Source organism: Rhodococcus sp. RD6.2, assembly GCF_001040705.1.
Lineage (GTDB): Bacteria > Actinomycetota > Actinomycetes > Mycobacteriales > Mycobacteriaceae > Rhodococcus_G.
In genome coordinates, this window is the sequence record NZ_CVQP01000006.1 from 46,005 (window position 1) to 71,380 (window position 25,376).

At 68.7% G+C, this 25,376-nt stretch carries 25 protein-coding genes; 14 read left to right on the forward strand and 11 right to left on the reverse strand.

Going from position 1 to position 25,376, the window contains the following annotated elements; translation table 11 throughout:
• Window positions 1-63: 63 nt before the first annotated feature.
• The 9 genes from RHCRD62_RS10370 to RHCRD62_RS10410 form a co-directional block, all read right to left on the reverse strand.
• Window positions 64-360, reverse strand: a complete 297-nt coding sequence (locus RHCRD62_RS10370) for a putative quinol monooxygenase (protein WP_050064647.1) — start codon at window positions 358-360, stop codon at window positions 64-66.
• A gap of 115 nt (window positions 361-475) precedes the next feature.
• Complete coding sequence (locus RHCRD62_RS10375) at window positions 476-1,030, reverse strand: DUF1707 SHOCT-like domain-containing protein (protein WP_050064648.1); 555 nt, start codon at window positions 1,028-1,030, stop codon at window positions 476-478.
• 77 nt (window positions 1,031-1,107) lie between these two features.
• The gene (locus RHCRD62_RS10380; RefSeq protein ID WP_050064649.1) at window positions 1,108-2,898 is read right to left on the reverse strand and encodes an acetyl/propionyl/methylcrotonyl-CoA carboxylase subunit alpha; all 1,791 of its coding nucleotides are present in this window, start codon (window positions 2,896-2,898) and stop codon (window positions 1,108-1,110) included.
• A 202-nt stretch (window positions 2,899-3,100) separates the two neighbouring features.
• The gene (locus tag RHCRD62_RS10385) at window positions 3,101-4,411 is read right to left on the reverse strand and encodes a condensation domain-containing protein (protein ID WP_253277280.1); all 1,311 of its coding nucleotides are present in this window, start codon (window positions 4,409-4,411) and stop codon (window positions 3,101-3,103) included.
• 139 nt (window positions 4,412-4,550) lie between these two features.
• The gene (locus RHCRD62_RS10390; RefSeq protein ID WP_050064651.1) at window positions 4,551-4,964 is read right to left on the reverse strand and encodes a SufE family protein; all 414 of its coding nucleotides are present in this window, start codon (window positions 4,962-4,964) and stop codon (window positions 4,551-4,553) included.
• Entirely contained in the window at window positions 4,961-5,857 is an 897-nt protein-coding gene (locus RHCRD62_RS10395) for a sulfurtransferase (RefSeq protein WP_050064652.1), read from the reverse strand. Before RHCRD62_RS10395 ends, RHCRD62_RS10390 begins: the two co-directional genes overlap by 4 nt.
• A gap of 109 nt (window positions 5,858-5,966) precedes the next feature.
• Entirely contained in the window at window positions 5,967-6,611 is a 645-nt protein-coding gene (locus RHCRD62_RS10400) for a Maf family protein (protein ID WP_050064653.1), read from the reverse strand.
• Entirely contained in the window at window positions 6,608-6,892 is a 285-nt protein-coding gene (locus RHCRD62_RS10405) for an acyl-CoA carboxylase subunit epsilon (RefSeq protein ID WP_249353284.1), read from the reverse strand. Before RHCRD62_RS10405 ends, RHCRD62_RS10400 begins: the two co-directional genes overlap by 4 nt.
• Before the next feature lie 50 nt (window positions 6,893-6,942).
• Entirely contained in the window at window positions 6,943-8,583 is a 1,641-nt protein-coding gene (locus RHCRD62_RS10410) for an acyl-CoA carboxylase subunit beta (RefSeq protein WP_050064655.1), read from the reverse strand.
• 136 nt (window positions 8,584-8,719) lie between these two features.
• On the opposite strand from RHCRD62_RS10410, the gene RHCRD62_RS10415 reads away from it, so the two are divergent.
• Window positions 8,720-9,562, forward strand: coding sequence for a biotin--[acetyl-CoA-carboxylase] ligase (locus RHCRD62_RS10415; protein WP_050064656.1), 843 nt, complete (start codon window positions 8,720-8,722; stop codon window positions 9,560-9,562).
• Between the two features lie 75 nt (window positions 9,563-9,637).
• Here the strand turns inward: RHCRD62_RS10415 and RHCRD62_RS10420 are convergent, their stop codons facing one another.
• Window positions 9,638-10,057, reverse strand: coding sequence for a DUF7144 family membrane protein (locus RHCRD62_RS10420; RefSeq protein WP_050064657.1), 420 nt, complete (start codon window positions 10,055-10,057; stop codon window positions 9,638-9,640).
• Window positions 10,058-10,211: 154 nt separating this feature from the next.
• Between RHCRD62_RS10420 and RHCRD62_RS10425 the strand changes: the two genes are divergently transcribed.
• From RHCRD62_RS10425 to RHCRD62_RS10440, 4 genes are all read left to right on the forward strand, one after another.
• The gene (locus RHCRD62_RS10425; RefSeq protein WP_084734189.1) at window positions 10,212-11,489 is read left to right on the forward strand and encodes an AI-2E family transporter; all 1,278 of its coding nucleotides are present in this window, start codon (window positions 10,212-10,214) and stop codon (window positions 11,487-11,489) included.
• Between the two features lie 16 nt (window positions 11,490-11,505).
• Complete coding sequence (locus RHCRD62_RS10430; protein WP_050064658.1) at window positions 11,506-12,078, forward strand: PH domain-containing protein; 573 nt, start codon at window positions 11,506-11,508, stop codon at window positions 12,076-12,078.
• A gap of 71 nt (window positions 12,079-12,149) precedes the next feature.
• On the forward strand, window positions 12,150-12,827 hold the full coding sequence (locus RHCRD62_RS10435; RefSeq protein ID WP_050064659.1) for a response regulator transcription factor: 678 nt from the start codon (window positions 12,150-12,152) through the stop codon (window positions 12,825-12,827).
• A gap of 13 nt (window positions 12,828-12,840) precedes the next feature.
• Window positions 12,841-14,145 (forward strand): sensor histidine kinase, encoded by a 1,305-nt coding sequence (locus RHCRD62_RS10440; protein ID WP_050064660.1) that lies wholly within the window; start codon window positions 12,841-12,843, stop codon window positions 14,143-14,145.
• A gap of 23 nt (window positions 14,146-14,168) precedes the next feature.
• Here the strand turns inward: RHCRD62_RS10440 and RHCRD62_RS10445 are convergent, their stop codons facing one another.
• The gene (locus RHCRD62_RS10445) at window positions 14,169-14,708 is read right to left on the reverse strand and encodes a GtrA family protein (protein ID WP_050064661.1); all 540 of its coding nucleotides are present in this window, start codon (window positions 14,706-14,708) and stop codon (window positions 14,169-14,171) included.
• A gap of 156 nt (window positions 14,709-14,864) precedes the next feature.
• On the opposite strand from RHCRD62_RS10445, the gene RHCRD62_RS10450 reads away from it, so the two are divergent.
• The 9 genes from RHCRD62_RS10450 (at window position 14,865) to RHCRD62_RS10490 (ending at window position 25,269) form a co-directional block, all read left to right on the forward strand.
• Window positions 14,865-16,130, forward strand: coding sequence for a 5-(carboxyamino)imidazole ribonucleotide synthase (locus tag RHCRD62_RS10450; protein ID WP_050064662.1), 1,266 nt, complete (start codon window positions 14,865-14,867; stop codon window positions 16,128-16,130).
• A gap of 32 nt (window positions 16,131-16,162) precedes the next feature.
• Window positions 16,163-16,672: a 5-(carboxyamino)imidazole ribonucleotide mutase gene (purE, locus tag RHCRD62_RS10455; protein WP_050064663.1), complete on the forward strand. Its 510-nt coding sequence runs from the start codon at window positions 16,163-16,165 to the stop codon at window positions 16,670-16,672.
• 119 nt (window positions 16,673-16,791) lie between these two features.
• Window positions 16,792-17,916 (forward strand): Rv3169 family protein, encoded by a 1,125-nt coding sequence (locus RHCRD62_RS10460; protein ID WP_050064664.1) that lies wholly within the window; start codon window positions 16,792-16,794, stop codon window positions 17,914-17,916.
• 74 nt (window positions 17,917-17,990) lie between these two features.
• The gene (locus tag RHCRD62_RS10465) at window positions 17,991-18,680 is read left to right on the forward strand and encodes a TetR family transcriptional regulator (protein ID WP_050064665.1); all 690 of its coding nucleotides are present in this window, start codon (window positions 17,991-17,993) and stop codon (window positions 18,678-18,680) included.
• Between the two features lie 149 nt (window positions 18,681-18,829).
• A complete protein-coding gene (locus RHCRD62_RS10470; protein ID WP_050064666.1) occupies window positions 18,830-19,987 on the forward strand; it encodes an acyl-CoA dehydrogenase in 1,158 nt (385 codons plus the stop codon).
• A 68-nt stretch (window positions 19,988-20,055) separates the two neighbouring features.
• Window positions 20,056-21,246 (forward strand): sensor histidine kinase, encoded by a 1,191-nt coding sequence (locus RHCRD62_RS10475; RefSeq protein WP_050064667.1) that lies wholly within the window; start codon window positions 20,056-20,058, stop codon window positions 21,244-21,246.
• Window position 21,247: 1 nt separating this feature from the next.
• Window positions 21,248-21,943, forward strand: coding sequence for a response regulator (locus RHCRD62_RS10480; RefSeq protein ID WP_050064668.1), 696 nt, complete (start codon window positions 21,248-21,250; stop codon window positions 21,941-21,943).
• Between the two features lie 105 nt (window positions 21,944-22,048).
• Window positions 22,049-22,804: an ABC transporter ATP-binding protein gene (locus RHCRD62_RS10485; protein ID WP_050064669.1), complete on the forward strand. Its 756-nt coding sequence runs from the start codon at window positions 22,049-22,051 to the stop codon at window positions 22,802-22,804.
• On the forward strand, window positions 22,798-25,269 hold the full coding sequence (locus RHCRD62_RS10490; protein ID WP_050064670.1) for an FtsX-like permease family protein: 2,472 nt from the start codon (window positions 22,798-22,800) through the stop codon (window positions 25,267-25,269). Before RHCRD62_RS10485 ends, RHCRD62_RS10490 begins: the two co-directional genes overlap by 7 nt.
• The last annotated feature ends 107 nt before the right edge of the window (window positions 25,270-25,376 follow it).

Consider the following 25,376-nt stretch of genomic DNA (forward strand, 5'->3'; position numbering starts at 1 on the left):
GAACGCCGACAGCGCACGGGACCGTTGCCCCGTGCGCTGTCTGTGGTGCCTACGCAGTCGCCGTCAGACGTCCGCGTCGACGGTGCCGAGCGAGAGGGAGGGCGCGCCCGCGAGCAGCGGGCCGAGGTCGGTGATGGCACCCTCGCCCGCGCGGAACTTGCGGTACTCGGCGTCGCGCTCTGCCGACTCCCAGGTCTCGATGAAACGCCAGGTGTTCGGGTCCTGCGCGTCGACGACGGAGTCCACGCGGACGCAACCGGGGAACGCGCGGGTCTCCTTGAGCACCCGGCTCATGACCTCACGTGCCGCGTCTGCCGCCTCCGGCTTGAAGGTCAACTGCAGAATTGCGATTACCGCCATTGTTCACTCCTCGATGTCATCCTCCGCGAAAACTGTTGCCGCGGTTGAATACCGACACTACGGGCGCGATGCGGCCCGTGTCACGCACGAATTTGCGCAGCGTGAAGTCGGGCGTCTATTCGATGCCCCGGACCACCGAGAAGATCAGGAAACCGGCCGCAGCCAGAACGAGAACGGGCTGCCTCAGCATCAGCGCGGGCGCCAGGAGGACGAGCGCGTAGGGGACGTAACCGAACCGCGACGGGGTCCGCGTCACCGCCGGTCCCGGCAGGTCGGGCGCGGCGCTGCGCAGGAACTCCGGTACGCGTGCGCGCCTGCGGCGGGTACCGAGGTACACGACCCCCGCGCCGACGAGCAGAACGAGTGCGACGGGAAAGAACCACGCCACCAGGTCAGCGGCGGCGAACGAGAAGTAGCCGGCGACGAGCGCGATCGGCAGGAGAAGCCACACGAGGCGACGACGCGCAGGCTGTGGCAGCGGCGCCGCGAGCTCCGGAAGATCGGTGAAGAGTACGGCCAGGTCGTGATTGGTGCGGGCCGCCTCCACGAGCGCGCAGCGATCCCCGAACTCGGCGAGCGACAAGCGCCCTTCACCGAGGTGCCGGGTCAGGAGCTCGACCGCCTGCTCGCGTTCGAGAGTCCCGATGCGGGTGTCGGGGAGTTCGGCCATGTCACCAGCGTAGGCGCTGCGCGCTCGTGCGGGTGTGGTGGTCCGGAGACCACCACACCCGCACGAGCAGCGTGTTGTTACTTCAGTTCGGCGAGGACGGTGCCCTGCGTGATCGCGGCACCCGGCTCGACAGCCAACCCCGTCACGACACCCGCCTTGTGCGCGGTCACCGGGTTCTCCATCTTCATCGCCTCGAGGACCACGATCAGATCACCCTCGGCGACCTCCTGACCCTCCTCGACAGCAACCTTGACGACGGTGCCCTGCATCGGCGCGGTGACCGCATCACCCGACGCGGCACCCGCACCGCCGCCACCACGCTTACGGGACTTCGGCTTGCGGGTGATCGCCCCGACCCCCGGAGCGGCGGTCCCGACCGAGAACTGACCCGGCAGCGACACCTCCACCCGACGCCCACCGACCTCGACGACCACCTTCTGCCGCGGCAGGGTCTCCTCGTCGTCGGCGACCGCACCGGCACCGGCGTACGGCTCGATGACGTTGTCCCACTCGTTCTCGATCCACTTGGTGTAGACCTCGAAGCCCTCACCGTCACCGACGAACGCCGGGTTCTCCACGATGTGCCGGTGGAACGGCAGCACCGTCGCCAAACCGTCGACCTCGAACTCGGCGAGCGCACGCGCCGCACGCTGCAACGCCTGCTCACGGGTTTCACCGGTGACGATCAGCTTGGCGAGCATCGAGTCGAACTGACCACCGATCACATCGCCCTGCACGACACCGGAGTCGACACGCACACCGGGACCGGTCGGCTCCTTGTACACGCTGATGGGGCCCGGCGCGGGCAGGAACCCGCGGCCGGCGTCCTCACCGTTGATGCGGAACTCGAAGCTGTGTCCGCGCGGGGCGGGGTCCTCGGTGATGGTGAGCTTCTCACCGTTGGCGATGCGGAACTGCTGACGCACCAGGTCGATGCCCGCGGTTTCCTCGGTGACGGGGTGCTCGACCTGCAGGCGGGTGTTGACCTCCAGGAAGGAGACGGTGTCCCCCTGCACCAGGTACTCGACGGTGCCGGCGCCGTAGTAGCCGGCTTCCTTGCAGATCGCCTTCGCCGAGTTGTGGATCCGGTCGCGCTGGTCGTCGGTGAGGAACGGGGCCGGGGCCTCCTCGACGAGCTTCTGGAAGCGGCGCTGCAGCGAGCAGTCGCGGGTGCCGGCGACGACGACGTTGCCGTGCTGGTCGGCGATGACCTGCGCCTCGACGTGGCGGGCCTTGTCGAGGTACTGCTCGACGAAGCATTCACCGCGACCGAACGCGGCGATCGCCTCGCGGGTGGCGGAGTCGAACAGCTCGGGGATCTCCTCGATGGTGTGCGCGACCTTCATGCCGCGGCCACCGCCACCGAACGCGGCCTTGATCGCGACCGGGACGCCGTACTGCTTGGCGAACTCGACGACCTCGTCGGCGCCCTTGACGGGGTCCTTGGTGCCGGCGGCCATCGGGGCGTTGGCGCGTTCGGCGATGTGGCGGGCGGTGACCTTGTCACCGAGGTCGCGGATCGACTGNGGAGACGGTCCGATCCAGATCAGTCCGGCGTCGATGACGGCCTGCGCGAAGTCGGCGTTCTCGGACAGGAATCCGTAGCCGGGGTGGATGGCGTCGGCGCCGGACTTGGCGGCGGCGTCGAGGATCTTGTCGAACACCAGGTACGACTCGGCGGAGGTCTGCCCGCCGAGGGCGAATGCCTCGTCGGCCAGCTTCACGAACTGGGCGTCGGCGTCGGGTTCCGCGTACACCGCGACGCTGCCGTACCCGGCGTCCTTCGCGGCCCGGATGACCCGCACAGCGATCTCGCCGCGGTTCGCGACGAGCACCTTCGTGATGTGCGCGCTGGCATGACTGGGCACGGAGCCTCCTGTAGATCGCAGCGGGGCGCCGCAGGCGGGCGTCCCTCCCGGGGATCAGTCCCGGCTGGTGTGTTGTCGGCAGTCCTCGAAGTGTATGCACCGGTCGAGAAGCGAACGTAATCGGCTGGGGCGACTGCTTGCGGAACCGGTGAACACCCTAATCCCTACTGACCAGTAGTTTTCCCGGATCGTCCGGGGGAGGTCACCGGGTGGCGGGAGCGGGAAGCGTGCAGGTCCCCGTGCCGACCGCTTCCTCCATCAGGCTGCGCAGCCGCGCGACATACTGGTGGACCGCCGCGGTCGCAGTGTCCGTCGCGGGAAAGCGCGCCGCGATGTTCACTCCCTGCGGGGTTCGGTTCACCCAGATGTAGACGTCGTTGGTGTACTGCTTGCTGCGCAGTGCACGCGCATTCCAGTCCGGCCACTCCGTCGCCGCAGGCACGAACCGTATGTCCATGTAGGAGACCACGAACCGGGGAAGCGGAACGGAGCCCAGCGCGGCACCGACCCATTCGAAGGGCACCTGCGATGCAGGTTTCGCCGCGGCGATCTGAACGGACGCCCGACGCACCAGATCGGCGAACGAGCCGGCGCCGCGGACCCCGAAGCTGACCGGACTGATCCCCACGAACCAGCCGATCGAGCCGGACCAGCTCGGCTCGTCACGTGTGTGCATCGGCGTGACGGCGTCGAATCTGTCCGCGCCCGCGAGTTCCGTGCCCGCGATCGCCAGACACGCCAGGGTCCCCGCGAAGAAGCCGTGCCCGATCTTGCGGCACATCACCGCGAACGCGTCGGCACCGTCCCGGTCGAGGACCCACGCGGAGAGGCCGCGCTGCGCGGCCGGATGGTCGGGCAGTTCGCCGAGGTCGAGCGGAAACTCGGGGAGCTTCCCGGCGCAGCGATCGAGAACCCCACGCCACAACGCGACCGCGGGATGGTCGAACGGAAGGTCTCCGACGCGGGCACGCTCCCTGGCTCCGAAGTCGAGGTAGCTGCCCACCGGAAACAGTGCCGGATCGACACCGCCGCGTTCGGCGCGATAGAGGGCCTCGATCTCCTGCGCGACGAGGACGACCGAATAGCCGTCGACGAGCGCGTGGTCGGCAGCGAAGTACACGGTGAACGCTCGGTCGCGGTCCGGAGGCTCGACGGTCGCGAACGCGAACGCAGGCCACGACGTGGGGGACGTGCACCCGTCGAACAGCGCCTGCAGCCGATCGCAGTTCTCGGCACCGGACGTGCGGTAGCCGTGCCGTTGGGAGTCGACCCGCACGCGCCCCGGCACCACGGTCCGGCGGCGCAGTTCATCAGCGCCGGGCGGAAGACCTGCGTGACTGCGCAACCCCTCGTGCCGGTCGATCCAGGTGTTCAGCGCCCGACCGAATGCCTCGGGGTCCAGCCGCCCTGCGATCTCGAATGCCGTCCCCAGCCACGACTCGTGTTTCGCGACGGTGTGCGCCTCGCGCAGTCGCGACTCCTGCACGAACGACGTGGGTCTGGCATCGGTCACCCATGGATTCGAGTCGTCACACGGAGCGGTAGGAATCCACTCCGTCAACGTCCCCGGGGTGACGGGGTAATCCACAAGTTCGGTGAATTCCATACGCAGGACCCATCTCTCGAGATCTGCGCAGACGAATGGATCGCATTCACTCCCGCAGATGACGTTTGATGCGTGTGAGCATCGCTGACATGCCTCGAAGTCGCAGCGGGCTGACGGCGTCGGCCAGACCCAGCGCGGAATAGAAATCTCCGGGCACGTCCAGTATCGCCTCCGCGCTCTGTCCGTCCAAACCCTGGTGAAGGATCGACGCGAACCCGCGTGTCGTCGGGGCCTCCGGCGGCGCACTGAAGTACAGGCGGACGTTCCCGCGGTCGGCGGCGTCGACGGACAGGAACAGCGGCGACTGGCATTCCGGCACCGGCTCCATCGCCGCTTCCTGTAACTCCGTGGGCAGGGGAGGCAGCTCGCGGCTGAACTCGAGGAGCAACTGCAACTTCTCCTGATCGGAAACCGATGCGAAGTCGTCGACGATCTCGGCGAGGGCGGCGGGCAGCGTCATGCGATCGCCGGAAGCTCGCCGGGCTCGTCGCCCTTGACGATCGGCACCCGCACTGCGTTGCCCCATTCCGTCCACGAGCCGTCGTAGTTGCGGACCTTCTCGAAACCGAGCAGATAGGTGAGCACGAACCAGGTGTGGCTCGATCGTTCGCCGATCCGGCAATACGCGACGACGTCGTCGGTCGGCGCCAGCCCGCCGTACACCTCGTCGAGTTCCGTACGTGACCGGAACCGACTGTCCGGGGCGGCCGCCTTGGCCCACGGAATCGACACCGCGGTCGGAATGTGGCCGCCGCGCAGCGCGCCCTCCTCCGGGTAGTCGGGCATGTGGGTCCGCTCGCCCGTGTACTCCTGCGGCGACCGGACGTCGATCAGCGGTCCCTGCCCCAGATGTCCGACGACCTCATCCTTGAAGGCCCGGATCAGGGCGTCGTTCCGCTCGACGACCGGGTAGTCCGTCGTCGCGTTCTCGGGGACGTCGAACGTGGTGTCGCGGTTCTCCGCGATCCATGCGTCCCGGCCGCCGTCGACCAGGCGCACGTCCTCGTGCCCGAACAGGGTGAAAACCCACAGGGCGTACGCCGCCCACCAGTTGCTCTTGTCCCCGTAGATCACGACCGTGTCGTCCCGGCGAATGCCCTTGCGGCTCATCAGGTCCGCGAATGCCGCACCGTCGATGTAGTCGCGGGTCACCGGATCGTTGAGGTCGGTGTGCCAGTCGATCTTCACCGCACCCGGGATGTGTCCGATGTCGTAGAGCAACACGTCCTCGTCGGACTCGACGATCTTGATTCCGGGGGCGCCGATGTGCGCACCCAACCATTCCGTCGTGACGAGCCGTTCGGGGTGTGCGTAGGCCGCGAAGGACGGGTTGGGATCGGGCGCAACTGGCACGAGCGGGCTCCTGACGGTCTGGCGACGAGATGGACAGGCGCAAGTCTAGGTGTTGCGCACCGTCCGCCGCCTGGCGGACGTTCGGTCCTCGTGTGGAGCGTTGCGGGCGTCAGATCACGCTCGGTGACGCCGTCCACAGTTCGGCGATCCCCACCCCGACCTCGCCGAGGAGGCGCCGCACCAGTGGTAGCCCGATGCCGATGACGCTGGACGGGTCGCCCTCGATCCGGTCGATGAACCAACCACCGAGCCCGTCGAGGGTGAAGGCGCCGGCGACCTGCATCGGCTCACCCGAATCGAGGTACGCCTCGAGATCGTCGCCCGACGGGGTGCCGAAATGCACCACCGTCGCGCTGTCCGCGGCTGTCTCGGCGACCTGGGCGCCGTCGCGGACCCGCAGCACACAGTGCCCGGTCAGCAGGGTGCCGCTGCGTCCCGCCATCGACCTCCAGCGTGCCCGCGCCACGTCGGCGTGATGTGGCTTGCCCTGCAGCTCGCCGTCGATCAGCAACATGGAGTCGCACCCGACGACCACCGCATCCGCGACGATGTCGGCCGGGAGTGCGGGGAGCACCGCAGCGGCCTTCGCCCGGGCGAGCTCCGTCACCACGTGCTGCGGCGTCGCTCGAGGTCCGAGTGCGGCCTGGATCGCGTCCTCGTCCACCCCGGAGACGTGCACGTACGGCTCGATCCCCGCCTTGCGCAGCACCGTCCGGCGCGCAGGCGAGGCCGACGCGAGGACCAGTCGCGTCACGTCCGGTTCTGGAACGCGTAGGGCGAGAACGCCGTGCGTCCGCGGTGCATCTTGACCGGCTCGCCCCAGTGATCGGGGGGAGTGGTGTCGACGGGTGCCGCGCCCGAACCGGCGGCCGCGAGGACCGCGACGAGCGCGGCGATCTCGACGTCGGAGGGATTGCCCTTGAGCACCTTGATGACCGGCAATTGCTCACCTTCGGTTGCGGTGGCCGCGTCAACGGTCTCGGCGGCTGCGGTGAGCACCTCGACCTCCGCGAGTGCGTTGTCCGTGATTGTCACGGCTTCAATGTATTCGCTGGCGGTCACAGCCACGAACGGCTCGCTGACGCTCACAGCGGGATGTTCCCGTGCTTCTTCGGAGGCAGAGTCACCATCTTGCGTTCGAGCAAACGCAACGCGGCAACGATCTGACCACGGGTGTGCGACGGCGGAATCACCGCATCGACGTAACCACGCTCCGCGGCAACGTACGGGTTCACCAGGGTGTCCTCGTACTCGTTCTGCAACTGCAGACGCAGCGCGTCGACATCCTGACCGTTCGCGGCGGCGTCCTTGAGCTGCTTGCGGTACACGAACCCGACAGCACCGGAGGCGCCCATGACCGCGATCTGCGCGGTCGGCCACGCCAGGTTCACGTCGGCACCCATGTGCTTGGAGCCCATCACGTCGTACGCGCCGCCGTACGCCTTGCGGGTGATGACGGTGATCTTCCCGACCGTCGCCTCCCCGTACGCGTACAGCAGCTTCGCGCCCCGGCGGATGATGCCGTTGTACTCCTGGTCGGTGCCGGGCAGGAACCCGGGCACGTCCACCAACGTGACGATCGGGACGTTGAACGCGTCGCAGGTCCGCACGAACCGGGCGGCCTTCTCGGAGGCGTCGATGTCGAGGCATCCCGCGAACTGCATCGGCTGGTTCGCCACGATGCCCACCGAGCGGCCGTCGATGCGGCCGAACCCGACGATGATGTTCGCGGCACGCCCGGCCTGGACCTCGAGGAACTCGTCGTCGTCGAGGAGACGACGGATCACCTCGTGCATGTCGTACGGCTGGTTCGCCGAGTCNGGGATGATCGTGTCCAGTTCGAGGTCCTCGTCGGTCAGCGAGTCCTCGATGGACCCGGCGATCGGGTCGGACGGCGNCAGCCGGGGTGCGGCGGCCTGGTTGTTCGACGGCAGGTACGAGAGCAGGTCCTTGACGTAGTCGAGGGCGTCCTGCTCGCCGGAGGCGACGTAGTGGGCGACACCGGAGCGGGCCATGTGGGTGTGCGCGCCGCCGAGGTCTTCCATGGTGACGTCTTCACCGGTGACGGTCTTGATGACGTCGGGGCCGGTGACGAACATCTGGGAGGTCTGATCGACCATCACCACGAAGTCGGTCAGGGCCGGGGAGTAGACGTGGCCGCCGGCGGCGGGACCCATGATCAGCGAGATCTGCGGGATCACCCCGGACGCCTGGACGTTGCGGTGGAAGATCTCGCCGTACAGGCCGAGGGAGACGACACCTTCCTGGATGCGGGCGCCGGCGCCTTCGTTGATGCCGATCAGCGGGCGTCCGGTCTTGAGGGCGAGGTCCATGACCTTGACGATCTTCTCGCCGTAGATCTCGCCGAGGCTGCCGCCGAAGACGGTGGCGTCCTGGGAGAACACGCACACGTCGCGGCCGTCGACGGTGCCGTAGCCGGTGACGACACCGTCGCCGGCGGGGCGGTTGTCGCCGAGACCGAAGTTCGTGGACCGGTGCCGCGCCAGCGCGTCCAGTTCGACGAACGATCCCTCGTCGAGCAGCGCCTCGATGCGTTCACGGGCCGTGAGCTTGCCCTTGGCGTGCACCCGCTCCACAGCGGCTTCGCCGGACGGGAAGTGTGCCTCGGCCTGGCGGCGGTGCAGATCCGCGAGCTTGCCCGCGGTGGTGTGGATATCGGGGACGTTCGACGCCGCGGTGGCGGCGGACTCCTGGACGCTGGTCATGGGACCCGAGCTTATCGGCCGGTCGGGGAGCGGGGTCGCGGTAGGTCGGATTGCGGCGAATCGTCCAACCTAAGCTACCGGCGGGTATTTCCTGTGGTCGGGGGTTCGCACATCCGCGACGCCCTACGCTCGTCGCATGTACACGGACCTGAACCGGCCCCCGCTGAACGCCGACGCGCTGCGCACCGCGCTCGTGACCGGCGGTAGCGATCCGCGGGCGTTCTACTCCTCCCTCGACGTCGTCGCCGAGACCGGCTCGACGAATGCGGATCTGCTCGCCAGGTCCGTGGACAGCTCACTCGACCGCGCCGTCCTCATCGCCGAATACCAGGACCACGGCCGAGGCAGGCACTCCCGCAGCTTCGTCGCGCCGCCGCGATCGTCGGTGTCGGTGTCCGCGCTGCTGCGGATGCCGGGACTGCCGTTGGAGTCGATGGGGTGGTTCCCGCTCATGACAGGTGTCGCGGTGGTCGACGCACTGCGCACCGTCGCCGAGGTGGATGCCACGCTCAAATGGCCCAACGACATCCAGATCGGCGGGAAGAAGGTCGCAGGGATCCTCGCGGAGGTGGCCGCCACGACCCCCGCCCCCGCGGTCGTGATCGGTGTCGGACTCAACGTCACGCTGACCGAGGCGGAACTGCCCGTACCGACCGCGACGTCGCTCCAACTGGCAGGTGCCGCGACCACCGACCGCGACACGCTCGCCCGAGCACTGCTGCGGTCGCTCGCCGTGCAGTACACGGCGTGGCAGGCGGACGGATGGCGTGTCGACGGACTCGCCGCCGACTACCGCACCCGCTGCGGCACCCTGGGGCAGCGGGTGCGAGTCGAACTGCCCGGCGACACCGAACTGATCGGGACGGCGGCGGACGTCGACCTGCAAGGACGCATCGTGGTCCGGCCGGATGGCGGCGGGGACGCGGTGGCGGTGTCGGCGGGCGACGTGACGCACCTGCGTCCGCATCCCGCGTCCTGACACGGCGGGTGCCCTGACGAAGCGAGGGGCGCGGGCCCGCAGGCCCGCACCCCTCGCTTCGTCAGGGCGACGCGATCAGTACCGGTCGGTGTCCCAGGTGGTGACCGCCCAGATGACCACCACGTTCAGCGCGATGATCAGGATCGACCACAGCGGGTAGTACGGCAGCCACAAGAAGTTGGCGATGATCGACAGTGCTGCCAGGAAGATTGCGGTGATCCGCGCCCAGGTCGCGCCGGTGAGCAGGAAGAACCCTGTCAGCGCAACGAGAATGCCGATGACGAGGTGGATCCAGCCCCAGGCGGTGACGCTGAACTCGTAGGTGTAGTTCGGGCCGAACACCAGCACATCGTCCTTCGCGAGCGCCGAGATCCCCTGGAAGATCTCCAGGATGCCGACGGTGAGCAGAAGGATCGCGGCTGCGATGGAGGTGCCTGCAGCGAAACCCTGCTTGACGCTTCCGTCGCTCCGATTCGCCGCCGATTGGTCGGTCATGGCACTTCCTCTCGAGATGGGCATTCGTGGATGTGGGCTTGCGTGGACACGAGGTCGCAAATGTCCACTTGCAGTGTGTGACGTCGCGGCGAACGAAACCTCATCCGTCGCGGGTGAGGTTCGATCGTGACGGGCACGCGACTCTCGGGATGTGATGCGTCAGCGTGGAAAGTCCGGTGAGCGGGCGGTCGAAGCGCGGGAGAAGGCTGTCGCGCCGACGCCCGATACCGGACAACAGACGTGGCCCCGAGGCCTGATCGTGCTGCTCGGCATGGCCGGTGCGGTCGTCGCGATCGCGGGCGTCCAGGCGTTCTCCGGGATCCTCGGGCCTGTCTTCCTCGCGTTGATGCTGGTCGTCGCGGTGCAGCCGCTCGGAGACTGGCTGCAGCGCAAGGGTTCGTCGCGATGGGTTGCGGTCATCGCGACACTGGCTACCGTCTACGCCATCCTGATCGGGCTGATCGCCGCGCTCGCCGTCTCCGTCGCGCAGCTGGCGACCCTGCTTCCCCAGTACGCGGACAAGGCGGACGCGCTGGTCAACGATGTGCAGGGGTGGCTCGCCGGCCTCGACATCGGATCAGACCAGGTGGACAAGGCGCTGTCGAACATCGACTTCGGCAAGCTCGTCGGACTGCTCGACGACATCCTGATGGGGTTGGTCGGAGTGTTCTCCAACCTCTTCTTCCTGCTCGCGTTGGTTCTCTTCATGGCGATGGACGCGAGTTCGTTCGGCGACCGGCTCCGGGCGGTCGCGTTCGCGCGTCCCGACATCGCCTACGCGTTCTCCTCGTTCGCCTCGGGCACCCGCAGCTACCTGGTCGTCTCGACGGTGTTCGGTCTGATCGTCGCCGTCATCGACGCGGGGGCACTGTGGGCGCTGGGGATTCCGCTTCCGATCCTGTGGGGTCTGCTGTCGTTCATCACGAACTACATCCCGAACATCGGATTCGTCATCGGAGTCATCCCGCCCGCGCTGATCGGGCTGCTGCAGGGCGGGCCGATGCTGATGCTGTGGGTGATCGTGGTCTACAGCGTGATCAACGTCCTGATCCAGTCGGTGATCCAGCCGAAGTTCGTCGGTGACGCGGTCGGTCTGTCGGTGACGGTGACCTTCCTCGCGCTGGTGTTCTGGGGCTGGGTGCTCGGTCCGTTGGGGGCGCTGCTGGCGATTCCCGCGACGCTGCTCGCCAAAGCCCTTCTGCTCGACATCGATCCGTCGACGAGGTGGGCGAACGCATTGATCTCGGGCGCCCCGCCGTCCGCGGAGGAGATGGTGACCGAGGAGCAGGCTGCCGCGGCCCGCGCGGCCGAGCTGCATGCCGAAGCGGAAGAGGGCATCGCCGCGGATGCCGCGGTCGGCGACGCAGGCGATGCGGTCACGGATGCCGGTGGCGACGACGCCGAGGTGGGCGACTCCGACGAGACGCCGTAGGTGGCACACTCCTCGCATGGGCTACCCGGACGACGCGCTCGCCGCTGACGAGGAACTGCTGCTGCACCGGCATCCGCACTGGAAGATGCTGGTGCTGCCCGCCGTCACCTTCGTCGTTGCCACCGCCGCCGCCGGGTTCCTCGGCGGACTCGCCCAGGACCGGCTCGACGGCACCGCCGGAGTGGTCGCTCTCGTCGTGGTTCTCGTCGCGTGGCTCGCGGTCGTCGGATGGCGCTGCGTCGCACCACTCGTCAGTTGGAAGTCGACCCACTTCATCGTCACCGACCGCCGCGTCCTCGTGCGTCAGGGAGTGGTCACCCACAGCGGCATCGACATCCCGCTCGGGCGGATCAGCAACGTGCAGTTCCGGCACGGACTGATCGACCGCATGATGAGGACCGGGACGCTCGTCATCGCGTCCGCCGCCGACGACCCGCTCGAGTTCGACGACATCCCCGACGTGCAACGCGTGCATTCGCTTCTCTACCACCAAGTGTTCGACGCCATGCAGCTCGATCACGACGACCACCGCGATGGCCCCGGGCATACCGACGGCACCGGGTCGCCGCGGCGCGGCTGGCGGGGATGACCGGTCGCGTCCGGACAGCGCATCGCGCGGCCTGCACAGCATCTGTTCAGGTGTCTCCGTAGGGTGTACTGGTGACTGCCGTACTGCTTGCCGAGGACGACGACGCGATTGCTGCGCCGCTGTCGCGCGCGCTGGGACGCGAAGGCTACGACGTGACCGTCGAGGAGGCGGGGCCCGCCACCCTCGAACTCGCGCTCGGTGGCTCGTTCGACCTGCTGATCCTCGACCTCGGGCTCCCCGGAATGGACGGCCTCGAGGTGTGCAGGCAGCTGCGGGCCAACGGGTCCGAACTCGCCGTGCTGATGCTCACCGCACGCACCGACGAGGTCGATTTCGTCGTCGGTCTCGATGCGGGGGCCGACGATTACGTCGGCAAGCCCTTCCGGCTCGCCGAGCTGATGGCGCGCGTGCGGGCGCTGCTGCGTCGTCGCGGTGGCGGCGAGGACTCCACCGTGGAGGCGGGCGACATCCGGCTCGAACCCGCCGCCCGCCGAGTCCTGGTCGGGGGCACCGAGATCTCGCTCGCCAACAAGGAGTACGAACTGCTCAAGGTGCTCATGGACCATGCGGGCGAGGTGGTGTCCCGCGACGTGATCCTCCAGGAAGTGTGGGGCGACGTCGACCTGCGCGGTTCCAAGACTCTCGACATGCACATGTCCTGGTTGCGTCGCAAGATCGGCGACGAGGGCCCCATCGCGGAACGGCGCATCGTGACGGTCCGCGGCGTCGGGTTCCGACTCAACACCTGACCTCCACACAGTCGTGCGCCGCAGAATCCTGCTGTCCATCATCGCAGTCGTCCTGTTGACCGGGCTTCTGCTCGGTGTGCCGCTCACCTACACGGCGTGGCTGTGGGTCGAGGACTTCACCCGGAGTGACCTCCAGGCGCGGCTGGACCGGATGTCGGCCGAGATCATCGCGCAGGAAGGGGAGAGCGGCGTCATCGAGGACGGACTCAATGTCGATGCGCTCCGGGTCGCCATCCCCAAGGGTGGGCGGCTGTCCGTCGTCTACCCGACCCGGGAGAGCCCGACCACCCGCATCGACATCGGTGCCGAGACGGTCGAGCGCCCACTCGTCGAGGCGATCTCGATGGGACGGTCGGGGTCGCTCCGGCTCGAGACCCCGTCGGCGTCGATGCGGACCCTGCAACAGCAGGCGGTCGGGGCGGTCGCGCTGGTCGTGCTCGCCTCGCTGGCGGCGGGCAGCGCGGTCGCGTCGGTGACCGCGCGCCGGCTCGCGGACCCGATGAAGGACGTCGCCGACCGCGCAGCTCGCCTCGCCGAAGGCGACTTCCGAACCGACACCCGCAGGCACGGCATTGCGGAACTGGACCGCGTGTCCGACGTCCTCGACTCGGCGACCGTCGAGATCGCGGGTCGCCTGCAACGCGAGCGGGCCCTCGTCGGGGACGTGTCCCACCAGCTGCGGAGCCGTCTCACCGCGGTTCGGCTGCGACTCGACGAACTGTCCGTGTATCCCGATCCCGCCGTTGTCGACGAGGCCACCGCGGCGATGGCGCAGGTGGACCGCCTCACCGTCGCCATCGACGAACTCGTCCGCTCCTCCCGCAGCGAGGGTCGGGATCGACGGTCGCTGTCGGTGGTGACCGAACTCGGCGCCGTGGTCGCGGACTGGCAGCCCCAGTACGAGCAGGCGGGGCGCCGGTTGGTGCTGCGGGGGGAGGATGCAGTGCGGACGTCGGCGACGCCGTCGAGGCTGCGCGAAGCGGTCGCGGTTCTGATCGACAACGCCCTGATCCACGGCGCGGGGACCTGCTCCGTCGTGGTGCGGCTCGTGCCCGGAGTCGGTCCGCGCCGCGAGGCGACCGTGTGCATCGAAGTCGGCGACGAGGGGGCCGGGGTCAGCGATCAGCTCGCCCCGCACATCTTCGAGCGGGGCTTCTCGGCGGGCGGGTCGACTGGTGTCGGGCTGGCGTTGGCGCGCGCCCTGGTCGAGGCCGACGGTGGCAGGCTCGACCTGCGACGGCGCAGGCCCGCACTGTTCGCGGTCTTCCTGCCGACCGAGTACCGCGCAGATCCGGACGCCGTCACCGAACCGCGCTGAGCGCGGGGTGTCGGCGACTGGGGTCAGCGCCCGGCGAGCTCCTCCGGGGTCGGGTCGAAGCCCGCACCCTGCTCGTGGGTGATCTCGTCCGGGAAGGCGAACCTGCGCAGCGCCCAGAACCGGAACGCCATCTGCAACAGGTTGCCGATGATGTAGTTGAGCACGAAGTCGATGACGACGACAGTGGTGACGCTCGCGCGGTCGGCGCGGATGTCGAAGATGTTGTTCGCGATCCACAGGGGAGCGGCGGCGATGACGACGCCGATGAGGCTGATGACGAAGAACAGGATCGCCTCGTGGTGGCGCTCGCGCCCGCCACGGTTCTTGAACGACCACTCGCGGTTCAGGACGTAGCTGAGGATCGTCGCCATGACGCCGGAGATCACCTTCGCGATGACCGGCTTCTCCTCGAGGATCGTGAGGCTGAGGCTGTAGAAGATGGCCAGGTCGAAGACCATGGTTGTGCCGCCGACGATGGCGAACTTGACGAGTTCGCGGTGACGCAGCACGACGTCCCGTAACGGGGTGGGCACGCGGTTGAGCGCCTGATCGACGAATGACACGGAAGATGATTCTACGAACCCCGCCCCGTGAACCCACTATCGGACACTCCGAACGAAGCCTGCTCTCAGGATTTCGGTGACGGGCATCACCCGTCGGGGTTCCCTCCGGTCACCTGCGCATCGGGTTGGTCGCGGGTCGTGACACCATGGACATCCGTGAGCGTCGATTCCGGTTCCCAGCCCCGCCCCACGAGTCCTCGAGACGCCGGTTCCGCCCTGCCTGTGGTCGCCATGATCGGTGGTGGGCAGCTGGCGCGGATGACGCACCAGGCGGCGATCGAGCTCGGCCAGTGCCTCCGGGTGCTCTCGGGTGGTGCCGACGAGCCGGCCGCGCAGGTCAGCGCCAACATCGTCCTCGGCAGCCACACCGACCTCGACGCCCTGCGCGCGGTCGCGGTCGGCGCTGCTGCCCTGACCTTCGACCACGAGCACGTCCCGACCGAGCACCTCGACGTGCTGGTGTCCGAGGGCGTCAACGTGCAGCCGCCGCCGCAGGCGCTGGTCTACGCGCAGGACAAGCTGGCCATGCGCCGCAAGCTGACCGAACTCGGAGCTCCGGTGCCCGCGTTCGCCGAGGTCACCTGGGTGGGCGACGTCGAGAAGTTCGCGAGCGAGCACGGCTGGAACATCGTGATCAAGGCGATCCGCGGCGGCTACGACGGCCGCGGTGTGTGGATGCCGTCGGATGCCGACGAGGCCGAGGCGATCGTCACCGAACAGCTCGACAAGGGTGTCGCGCTGATGGTCGAGCAGAAGGTCCCGATGCGACGCGAGCTGTCCGCGATGGTCGCGCGGTCGCCGTTCGGGCAGGGAGCGACGTGGCCCGTCGTCGAGACGGTGCAGCGGGACGGTCAGTGCGCGGTGGTGATCGCGCCGGCTCCCGAGCTGCCGGACGCGCTCGCGGAGCAGGCCGAGGAGTTGGCACTGCGGATCTCGTCGGCGCTCGGTGCAACGGGTGCGATGGCCGTCGAGCTGTTCGAGACCGTCGACGGTGACCTGGTCGTCAACGAGTTGGCGATGCGTCCCCACAACTCGGGTCACTGGACGCAGGACGGTGCCCGTACCTCGCAGTTCGAGCAGCACCTGCGGGCGGTGCTCGACTATCCGCTGGGTGATCCCAGCCCGACCGCGCCCGTCACCGTGATGGCGAACGTGCTCGGCGCGCCCGAGGCGCCTGCGATGTCCATGGACGAGCGGCTGCACCACCTCTTCGCCCGGATGCCCGATGCGAAGGTTCACATGTACGGCAAGGGCGAGCGCAAGGACCGGAAGATCGGGCACGTGAACGTGATGGGCGCCGTCGGTGGGTCCATCGGCGACCCGGCGTACGTCGCCGCGGTCCGCGAGCGCGCGGAACGTGCGGCGCACTGGCTCTCGCATGCGGTGTGGACGGACGGCTGGGATCCGCACACCGGTAACTGACGGTCCGGCGTGAATACTTCGAAGGAGATGCGATGACGCAGCAGCAGGGACCCCTCGTCGGCCTCATCATGGGCAGCGACTCGGACTGGCCGACGATGGAGGCCGCCGCCGAGGCGCTCGCCGAGTTCGGTATCCGATTCGAGGTCGGCGTGGTGTCGGCGCATCGGACTCCGCAGCGGATGTTGGACTACGCGAAGGATGCCGCAGGTCGCGGAATCAAGGTGATCATTGCGGGTGCGGGCGGCGCCGCGCATCTTCCCGGCATGGTCGCGTCGGCGACGCCGCTGCCCGTGATCGGTGTTCCGGTCCCGCTCAAGTACCTCGACGGCATGGATTCGCTGTTGTCGATCGTGCAGATGCCCGCGGGGGTGCCGGTCGCGACGGTGTCGATCGGCGGTGCCCGCAACGCCGGTCTTCTCGCTGCGCGCATCATCGGATCGGCCGATCCGGCGGTACGCGAGGCGATGGAGCGTTTCCAGGCCGGGCTCGAGTCGATGGTCCTCGAGAAGGACGCGGCGCTGCGTGCCACGTTGATGGGCTGACATTCACTCGGTGGCGTGACGTTTGCGGTGATTCGGCCGCGACGGCGGCGGGGACGGGGTTAAATTCGCGGGAAGGTTTGCGTATCACCCTGTAACGGAACCAGCCCTGGAGTGTCGCCATGCCCGCACCGCTCGACGAGTACCCGATTCACCAGACCCCCCTCTCGATGTCGCGGGTGGTGACCAGCGACAAGAACTTCTACGACCGGTCCTACTTCAACGCATTGGACCGGGGGTCGCTCGACGCCGACGACAGTGTCTTCCTGGTGAGCGGGTTCGGTGTCTACCCGAACCTCGGTGTCACCGACGCCTTCGCCGTCGCGCGCCGAGGCGACAAGCAGTGGTCCGTGCGTTTCTCGGACGCGCTGGAAGAACGGTCGATGGACCTGAAGGTGGGAGACGGGTACCGGATCGAGGTCATCGAACCGCTGCAGAAGCTGCGGGTGATCTGCGAAGGCGACGACGCGGACGGCCTCGGTTTCGACCTCACCTGGGAAGGCACCTGCCCGGCCGTCCAGGAACAGCCCCACCTGCTCACGAACGGTTTCCGACCGCAGATCGACGCGTCGCGGTTCGCGCAGACCGGATCCTGGTCGGGCGTGCTGTCCCTGGGGGGTGACGATATCGCCGTCACTCCCGACACCTGGATGGGCAGCCGCGACCGATCGTGGGGAATCCGTGGCGTCGGCGACCCGGACCCGGCCGGCCGACTGGTCGATCAGGTGTCGGAGGGCTTCTGGTGGCTGTACGTGCCGCTGCGGTTCGACGGATTCTCGATCATCGTGATCATGCAGGAGACCCCGGACGGTTTCCGCACCCTCAACGACGCCACCCGTGTCTGGGACGACGGCCGGATCGAACAACTCGGTTGGCCGCGAGTCGAATTCAAGTACGAGTCCGGTACCAGGAAGACGCTCTCCGCGACGATCAACATGACGGCGTCGGACGGCAGTCCCGTCGTCGTCGAGGTCACTCCGCGCACCGGCATCGCACTCCACGTCGGCGGCGGGTACGGCGGTGACCCGGAGTGGTCGCACGGGCAGTGGCGCGGTCGCAACTGGTCGGACCGCTCCGTCTACGACCTCACCGATCCCGCGATTGCGGGCCGAATTCCGTTCGGCGTCAGCGATTTCTCGGCTTCCGCCACGTGCAACGGAATCCCCGGCGCGGGCCTGTTCGAGCACGCCAGCATGGGCCGCCACGACCCCACCGGCTTCGCCGACTGGTCGTCCGTGGCGCCGTAGGTGGCGCAGGCGCGAGTTCGGTGGCCCGAGCTACCGAACTCGCGCACGGGCGCGCAGCGCCTACCCTGATCTCCATGCTCGACGATTCCGACCGGTTCCGGCTCCACGTGGTGTCCGAGGCGCTGCGGCTGTTCTCCGCCCAGGGCTACCTGGCGACCAGCGTGGACGAGATCGCCGAGGCCGCGGGTATTTCGCGGCGAACCTTCTTCCGGCAGTTCCGTTCCAAGGAGGACGTGGTTTTCGCCGACCACGAGATCCTCCTCGAGCAGGCGTCGAGCCACCTCGCCGCCGACCACGCCGACCCGTGGAACGCGGTCTGCGAGGCAGCGATGATCGTCTTCGAGCGATTCTCGGAGTGGAACGACGTGGCGTCCCGGCGGTACGAGGTGGTGCACGAAGTCCCTGCGCTGCGGGACCGCGAGATCGTGATGAGCTACCGCTACGAACGACTGTTCGTCGAGTACCTGCGACGCGCCATCCCCGATGCCCCCGATCTGGCCGTGGTGCAGTTCGCCGCGTCGGTCATCGCCACCCACAACTACCTCCTTCGCAGGATGGTGCGCGACGGCGCCGAAACCACGTCGCAGCAGCTGCGCGACGCACTCGCCGAGATTCGACGGGGCGCCGAGTCCGGACCGAGCCGGACCCCGTCAGTGCGCGACGACACGCGCGAAGACGATGTCGTTGTCGCGGTCTTTCCGCGGAGTACCGCCCCGAGCAGGGTGGCGGACCTGGTGCAACGCCGTCTCGAACGGGGACACTGACCCTCCTTCTTGGCACTGGGTGCCGTGTCGTGACACTTCCAGCCCCGGGTTGCACGGTTTGGTGCGCTATGATTGCGGAAGATTGGCACTGAGTGCCGCACAGTGGTGGCGCGGCGCGCCCCTCGACTTCCCATCGCAAGGAGCGACTGATGGCTGGAAACCCGGACTTCGACCTGTTCAAGCTCGCCGAGGAGCACGACGAACTGCGGGCCGCTATCCGCGCGCTGTCCGAGAAGGAGATCGCGCCTTACGCGAAGGACGTCGACGAGAACTCGCGCTTCCCCGAGGAGGCCCTCAACGCTCTCGTCAGCTCCGGCTTCAACGCGATCCACGTCCCGGAGGCCTACGACGGCCAGGGCGCCGACTCCGTCGCCACCTGCATCGTGATCGAGGAAGTGGCGCGCGTGTGCGGCTCGTCCTCGCTGATCCCCGCCGTCAACAAGCTCGGCACGATGGGCCTGATCCTCAACGGCTCCGAGGAGCTCAAGGCCAAGGTCCTGCCGGACCTCGTGAACGGTGAGATGGCGTCCTACGCGCTGTCCGAGCGTGAGGCGGGCTCCGACGCCGCCAGCATGCGCACCCGCGCCAAGGCCGACGGTGACGACTGGATCCTCAACGGCTCCAAGTGCTGGATCACCAACGGCGGCAAGTCCAGCTGGTACACCGTCATGGCCGTCACCGACGCGGACAAGGGCGCCAACGGTATCTCCGCGTTCATGGTCCACAAGGACGACGAGGGCTTCGTCGTCGGCCCCAAGGAGAAGAAGCTCGGCATCAAGGGTTCGCCCACCGCCGAGCTGTACTTCGAGAACTGCCGCATCCCCGGCGACCGCATCATCGGCGAGCCGGGCACCGGTTTCAAGACCGCCCTGCAGACCCTCGACCACACTCGCCCGACCATCGGCGCGCAGGCCGTCGGCCTGGCGCAGGGTGCCCTCGACGCCGCGATCGCGTACACCAAGGACCGCAAGCAGTTCGGCACCTCGATCGCCTCGTTCCAGAACACTCAGTTCATGCTCGCCGACATGGCGATGAAGATCGAGGCCGCGCGCCTCATGGTGTACACCTCGGCGGCGAAGGCCGAGCGCGGCGAGAAGAACCTCGGCTTCATCTCCGCTGCCGCCAAGTGCTTCGCATCCGACGTCGCGATGGAGGTCACCACCAACGCGGTGCAGCTGTTCGGTGGCGCCGGCTACACCACCGACTTCCCGGTCGAGCGGATGATGCGCGACGCCAAGATCACTCAGATCTACGAGGGCACCAACCAGATTCAGCGCGTCGTCATGTCGCGCGCGCTGCTCAAGTGAGCTGACGTGTGAATCGTCCTGTGGCCGGTGAGCGAGCTCACCGGCCACAGGTGTTTACGCTGGGGTCCATGCCCCGATTCCCGCTGAGCGAGCGCTGGTACCGCTGGAGCGCCGGTCACATCGTCGGGATCGACCGGACCGTCGCGGCGTTCCTGGCGCTCCTCGGTGTGGCGGCGTCGGTCGGCGTCGGGTGGGTCGACGTGGTGATCGCGTTGGGACTCACGGTGCCGCTGGCCTGGCGCCGCATCCGCCCCGTCGCTTCCGCAGCGGCGGTGGCGCTGTTCTCGGTGGCGTACCTGGTCGTCACGAGTGACCAGACCAATCTCCTGCTGCCCGGTATCTGCGTGCCGGTCGCGCTGTACGCGCTCGCGGCCTACGGACCGCGGTGGGCCAGCGGATGGGGCCTGGCGGCGGCCATCCTCGGCGTGACCGCGGCGGGCTTCCGGTACTTCGGCGGCGAGGAGTCCACCTGGCAGGCCCACGCGTTCCTGATCGCGTTCCTGATCGTGTACATCACCGCGGTGTGGGCGTTCGGCGACCTGCGCCGGGTGCGCAACCAGGAACTCGAGGGGCTCACCGAGCGGGCCCGGCTGCTCGAACTCGAACGGGCGCAGGAGGCGGAGATCGCCGCCATCAACGAGCGCACCCGGATCGCGCGGGAGATGCACGACATCGTCGCGCACTCGCTGACCGTCGTGATCGCACAGGCCGACGGCGGCCGGTACAGCGCGGCCGCCGACCCCGCGGCGGCGGTCACGGCGCTGGAGACCATCTCGCAGACCGGGCGGCAGGCGTTGGCGGACATGCGTGCGCTGCTGTCCGTGCTGCGGGAGGACACGCCTCGCGAGTACTCCTCGACCCCAGGGGTTTCCGACATCGACACGCTGATCGAGGAGGTTCGCAAGGGGGGCCTCACGGTGCAGCTCACCACCGACGGCGAGCGGCGCGTGCTGTCCACCGGCGCCGAGCTGACGGCGTACCGGATCGTGCAGGAATCGCTGACCAACGTGCTCAAGCACGCTGGGCCCGCGGCCAGCGTCGAGGTCACCGAGCGCTGGACCGACACCGCGCTGGAACTGACGGTCGTCGACGACGGCAGGGGAGCGTCCGGCGCCCTGGTCGCGCCCTCCGCGGGTGGGCAGGGTGTGCTCGGGATGCGTGAACGGGCCGAGCTGTACGGCGGCAGATTCGAGGCCGGACCCGCACCGGGTGGCGGCTACCGGGTGCACACCGCGCTGCCCTATTCGAGAGGTGAATGACATGACCAATGCCGTAGCGGGTCCGATCCGGATCGCGATCGTCGACGATCAACAGCTGGTTCGAGCGGGCTTCAGGATGGTGATCGACTCCCAGCCCGACATGAGCGTCGAGGTCGAGGCCTCGGACGGCGAGCAGGCGCTGCGTGAGCTGGCGAGAGTTCCGGTCGACGTGGTCCTGATGGATGTGCAGATGCCGAACCTGGACGGCATCGAGGCCACCCGTCGCCTGACCGCGCTGGAGCACTCGCCGAAGGTGGTGGTGCTCACGACCTTCGACAACGACGAGTACGTTGTCGCCGCGATCTCCGCTGGTGCCAGTGGCTTCCTTCTCAAGGACGCGCAGCCGGAGGACCTGCTCGCCGCGCTGCGGACCGTGTACCGAGGAGATGCTGTGATCGCCGCGCGGTCGACCCGTCGGCTCCTCCAGCACGTGGGTCCGATGCTGGCAGGCGCGTCTACGGTCGAGCGTCCGCAACTGCCCGATGATCTGACGCCACGTGAGGTGGAGGTGCTCGCGGCGATGGCGCACGGATTGTCGAACACCGAGATCGCGGAGAAGCTCTTCGTCTCCGAGGCGACCGTGAAGACACACGTGGGCCGCGTGCTGGCCAAGACCGGATCGCGGGACCGGGTGCAGGCGGTGGTGTTCGCGTATCAGACCGGGCTGGTGCAGCCGGAGGACCTGCTGGGCGGGTAGACCCGGGGAATGGTGTCCCGTCCTACCCAGGTCTGACACGAGCGCCTCGAGGATCCGTCCGCACGCCGACGCGCCGAGCGGGTAGCCGTTCGTAGCGTCGAGGACATGAATGCACCCACCACCACACGAACCGCCGCGGTCCGCACCGTCGGTCTGAGCAAGAGCTACGGCGAGGGCGAGGCGGCCGTGCGCGCCCTGGACGGTGTGCACGCCGAGTTCATGGGCGCGGCCTTCACCGCGATCATGGGCCCGTCGGGGTCGGGCAAGTCCACCCTGATGCACTGCCTGGCAGGCCTCGACACGGCGACGGCGGGTCTGGTGTACCTCGGGGACACCGAGTTGACCGGGCTGAGTGACCGGGAACTGACCGAATTGCGCCGGCGCCGAATCGGGTTCGTGTTCCAGGCCTTCAATCTCCTGCCGGTGCTCACCGCGGAGGAGAACATGCTGCTGCCGCTGCGCCTGGGCGGAGTGGACCCGGATCCGGAATGGATGGCGGAGATCGTCGGACGACTGGGCCTCACCGAACGCCTCGGTCACCTGCCGCACGAGCTTTCCGGCGGCCAGCAGCAGCGCGTCGCGGTCGCCCGGGCACTGCTGCCCAGGCCCGACGTCATCTTCGCCGACGAGCCGACGGGAAACCTCGATTCACGCTCGGGTACGGAGGTTCTCGAGTTGCTCCGTTCCAGTGTCCGGGAGTACGGACAGACGGTGGTGATGGTCACCCACGACCCGGTGGCGGCCTCGTACTCGGACCGCGTGGTACTGATCGCCGACGGGAAGATCGCCGGTGAGATCGAGGGTCCGACAACGGATTCCGTGATCGAGACGATGCGCGACCTGGGTGCGCGCGCATGCTGAGGTTGACGCTCGCGCAGGCCCGCGCCAACGCAGCGCGCTATGTCGCCTCCGGGTCGGCCATCCTGATCGCGGTGGCATTCGTGGTCGCGACGCTGGTACTGGGTTCGACAACCTCCGCGAGCGTGACGAATTCGCTCGCCGGGCAGTACCGGACGAGCGCCGTCGTGGTCGACGGGCTCGCGGACGCGGGGCAGGCCGCCGAGACGGCGGAGCGCGTCGCCGCGGTCCCCGGCGTACGGGCCGTGACGGTCGACGGGCAGGCTCCGGTGAAGGTCGCCGCGGCGGGTCACGGAAAGCTCTTCGGCACCGTCACCTCGCTCGCGGAGGCGCCCGACCTGCGGTGGCAGCGGCTGGCCGAGGGCCGGTTCCCGGCCGCGTCGGGGGAGATCGCGGTGGGGTCGGATTCGGGACTGTCACTGGGTGACACCGTCGCGGTGACGGTGCGCGGCGCTCGCGCAGACGAGGGCACGGAAGCGGGAACCGGTACGGCGACGGTGGTCGGCGAGATAGACCTGGCCGGGAGCGCGGAGCGGCTCGGTGGGGTGGCGGTGTACACGACCGCCGACCAGCTCCGAGCGTGGTCGGGTGATGTGGCGACACACGAGATCCGAGCGTCCGGCGACGGCGATCCGCGCGAACTTCGGGACAGCGTCGCCGCCGCGCTCGGACCGGATGTCGTGGTGCGCACCGGTGCCGAACAGGCCCAGGCGGCGTCCGCGTCGTACCTCGGCGACACCGACACCATCCGCAACGTGCTTCTGGCCTTCGCCGCCGTCGCGGTCGTGGTGGCGGGTCTGGTCATCGCGAACACCTTCGCGGTTCTGCTCGCGGCGCGCACCCGGGAACTGGCGCTGCTGCGCTGCGTCGGCGCGACGGCCCGCCAGATTCGGCGCAGCACCCGGATCGAGGCAGTCGCCGTCGGGGTCGCGGCATCGGCCGCGGGGGTGCTCGCCGGAATCGGGCTCGCGTGGGCGGTGACCAGGGCGGCGATTGCATTCGACGCTCCGGTGCCGCTGGACACGCTCGCCGTCACTCCGACAGCGGTGCTGGCGGGCCTCGCGGTCGGGATCATCGTCACCTACCTGGCTGCGGTGGCCCCCGCCCGTGCCGCCACCCGCGTGTCACCGCTGGCGGCACTCGCGCCGGTTGAGGCAGCCGCGGAACCGGCAACGACGTCGAGGGCGCGTTTGTTCGCCGGACTCGCCGGACTCGTTGCGGGCGCTGGCGTGTTGGGCTTCGGGGTGTACGCCGAGCAGGTGATGATCGCGTGCGCCGGTGGCATCGTGACGGCGCTGGGTGTCGTCGTCCTCGGCCGGACCATCGTGCCGCCGATGGTGGCAGCGGTCGGGAGGGTGCCTGCGCGTCTGGTCGGGCCGCTGGGGGAGTTGGCGGTCGGCAATGCGTTGCGCAACCCACGCCGAACCACCGCGACCGCGACGGCGTTGCTGGTGGGAGTGACGGTGACCGCGACGATGGTGGTCGGCATCGCCACCGTGGGGGCGGCTGCTCCACGAGCGCTGGACGAGCAGTTCCCCGTCGATGTCTCCGTCGACGCCGATGTCGCCGGCGGACTTCCTGCGAATCTCGAGCCGCGGATTCGGGATATCGACCTCGTAACCGCGGCCGCGCCCCTGCTCGGTGCCGACGTGGTCGCCGGCGACGGCACCCGGTTGGCCGTTCTCGGCGTCGACCGGGTCGACTCCGGCGCGACACTGCGGATCCCGTTGGCACTGCCCGCGGCGGGAGAGATCTCGTTGTCGCCGGAACAGGCGCGCGTGCTGGGCACCGCGGCCGGGGACACGCTGGATGTGGAGAACGCGGGCGTCCGGCGTTCCCTGAGCGTGGTGACGGGTCAGGAGGGACAGCCTGCGCTCGTCGATCGCGTCGACGCCCTCGCCCTCGCGGCAGTTCCGCAGTCGCTGTGGATCCGGCTGGCCGACGGTCTGTCGGATCGCGATCTCGTGGCGGCACAGAATGAGATCACATCGGTGGCAGAGGAATTCGCTCCCACCGCGGAGGTGGGTGGGGCGGTGTCGATGCGTGCAGCGATCGACTCCGTTCTCGACGTCCTGCTCGTGGTGGTGATCGGACTGCTGTCGGTGGCGGTGCTGATCGCGCTGATCGGCGTCGGCAACACGATGGCGCTGTCCGTGATCGAGAGGAGACGCGAATCGGGTCTGCTGCGGTCGCTCGGCGTCACCCGGTCCGGTCTGCGGTCCGTCCTCATCTGTGAGGCAGTGCTGGTCGCAGTCGTCGCGTCCGCACTCGGTGTGGTGCTCGGGTCGGTCCTCGGCGTCGCCGGGACGGCCTCGGTGTTCGGGCTGGACAGTCTCGACCCGGGATCGGTGCCATGGCTGCAGCTGGCGTTGATCGTGCTGGTCGGTGGCGTGGCCGGAGTCATCGCCGCGGCAGCGCCGGCCCGGAGCGCGGCCCGCGCCACCCCGGTGGAGGCGCTTGCCGTCTGAGCCGGTGCATTCGAAGGCTCCCCGTAGCCGGCCCGCACTGCGACCCTCGACGCAGTGCGGGCCGGCTACGGGCGTCAGCGCGGCAACCGCGCCCGACGACCCGTGCG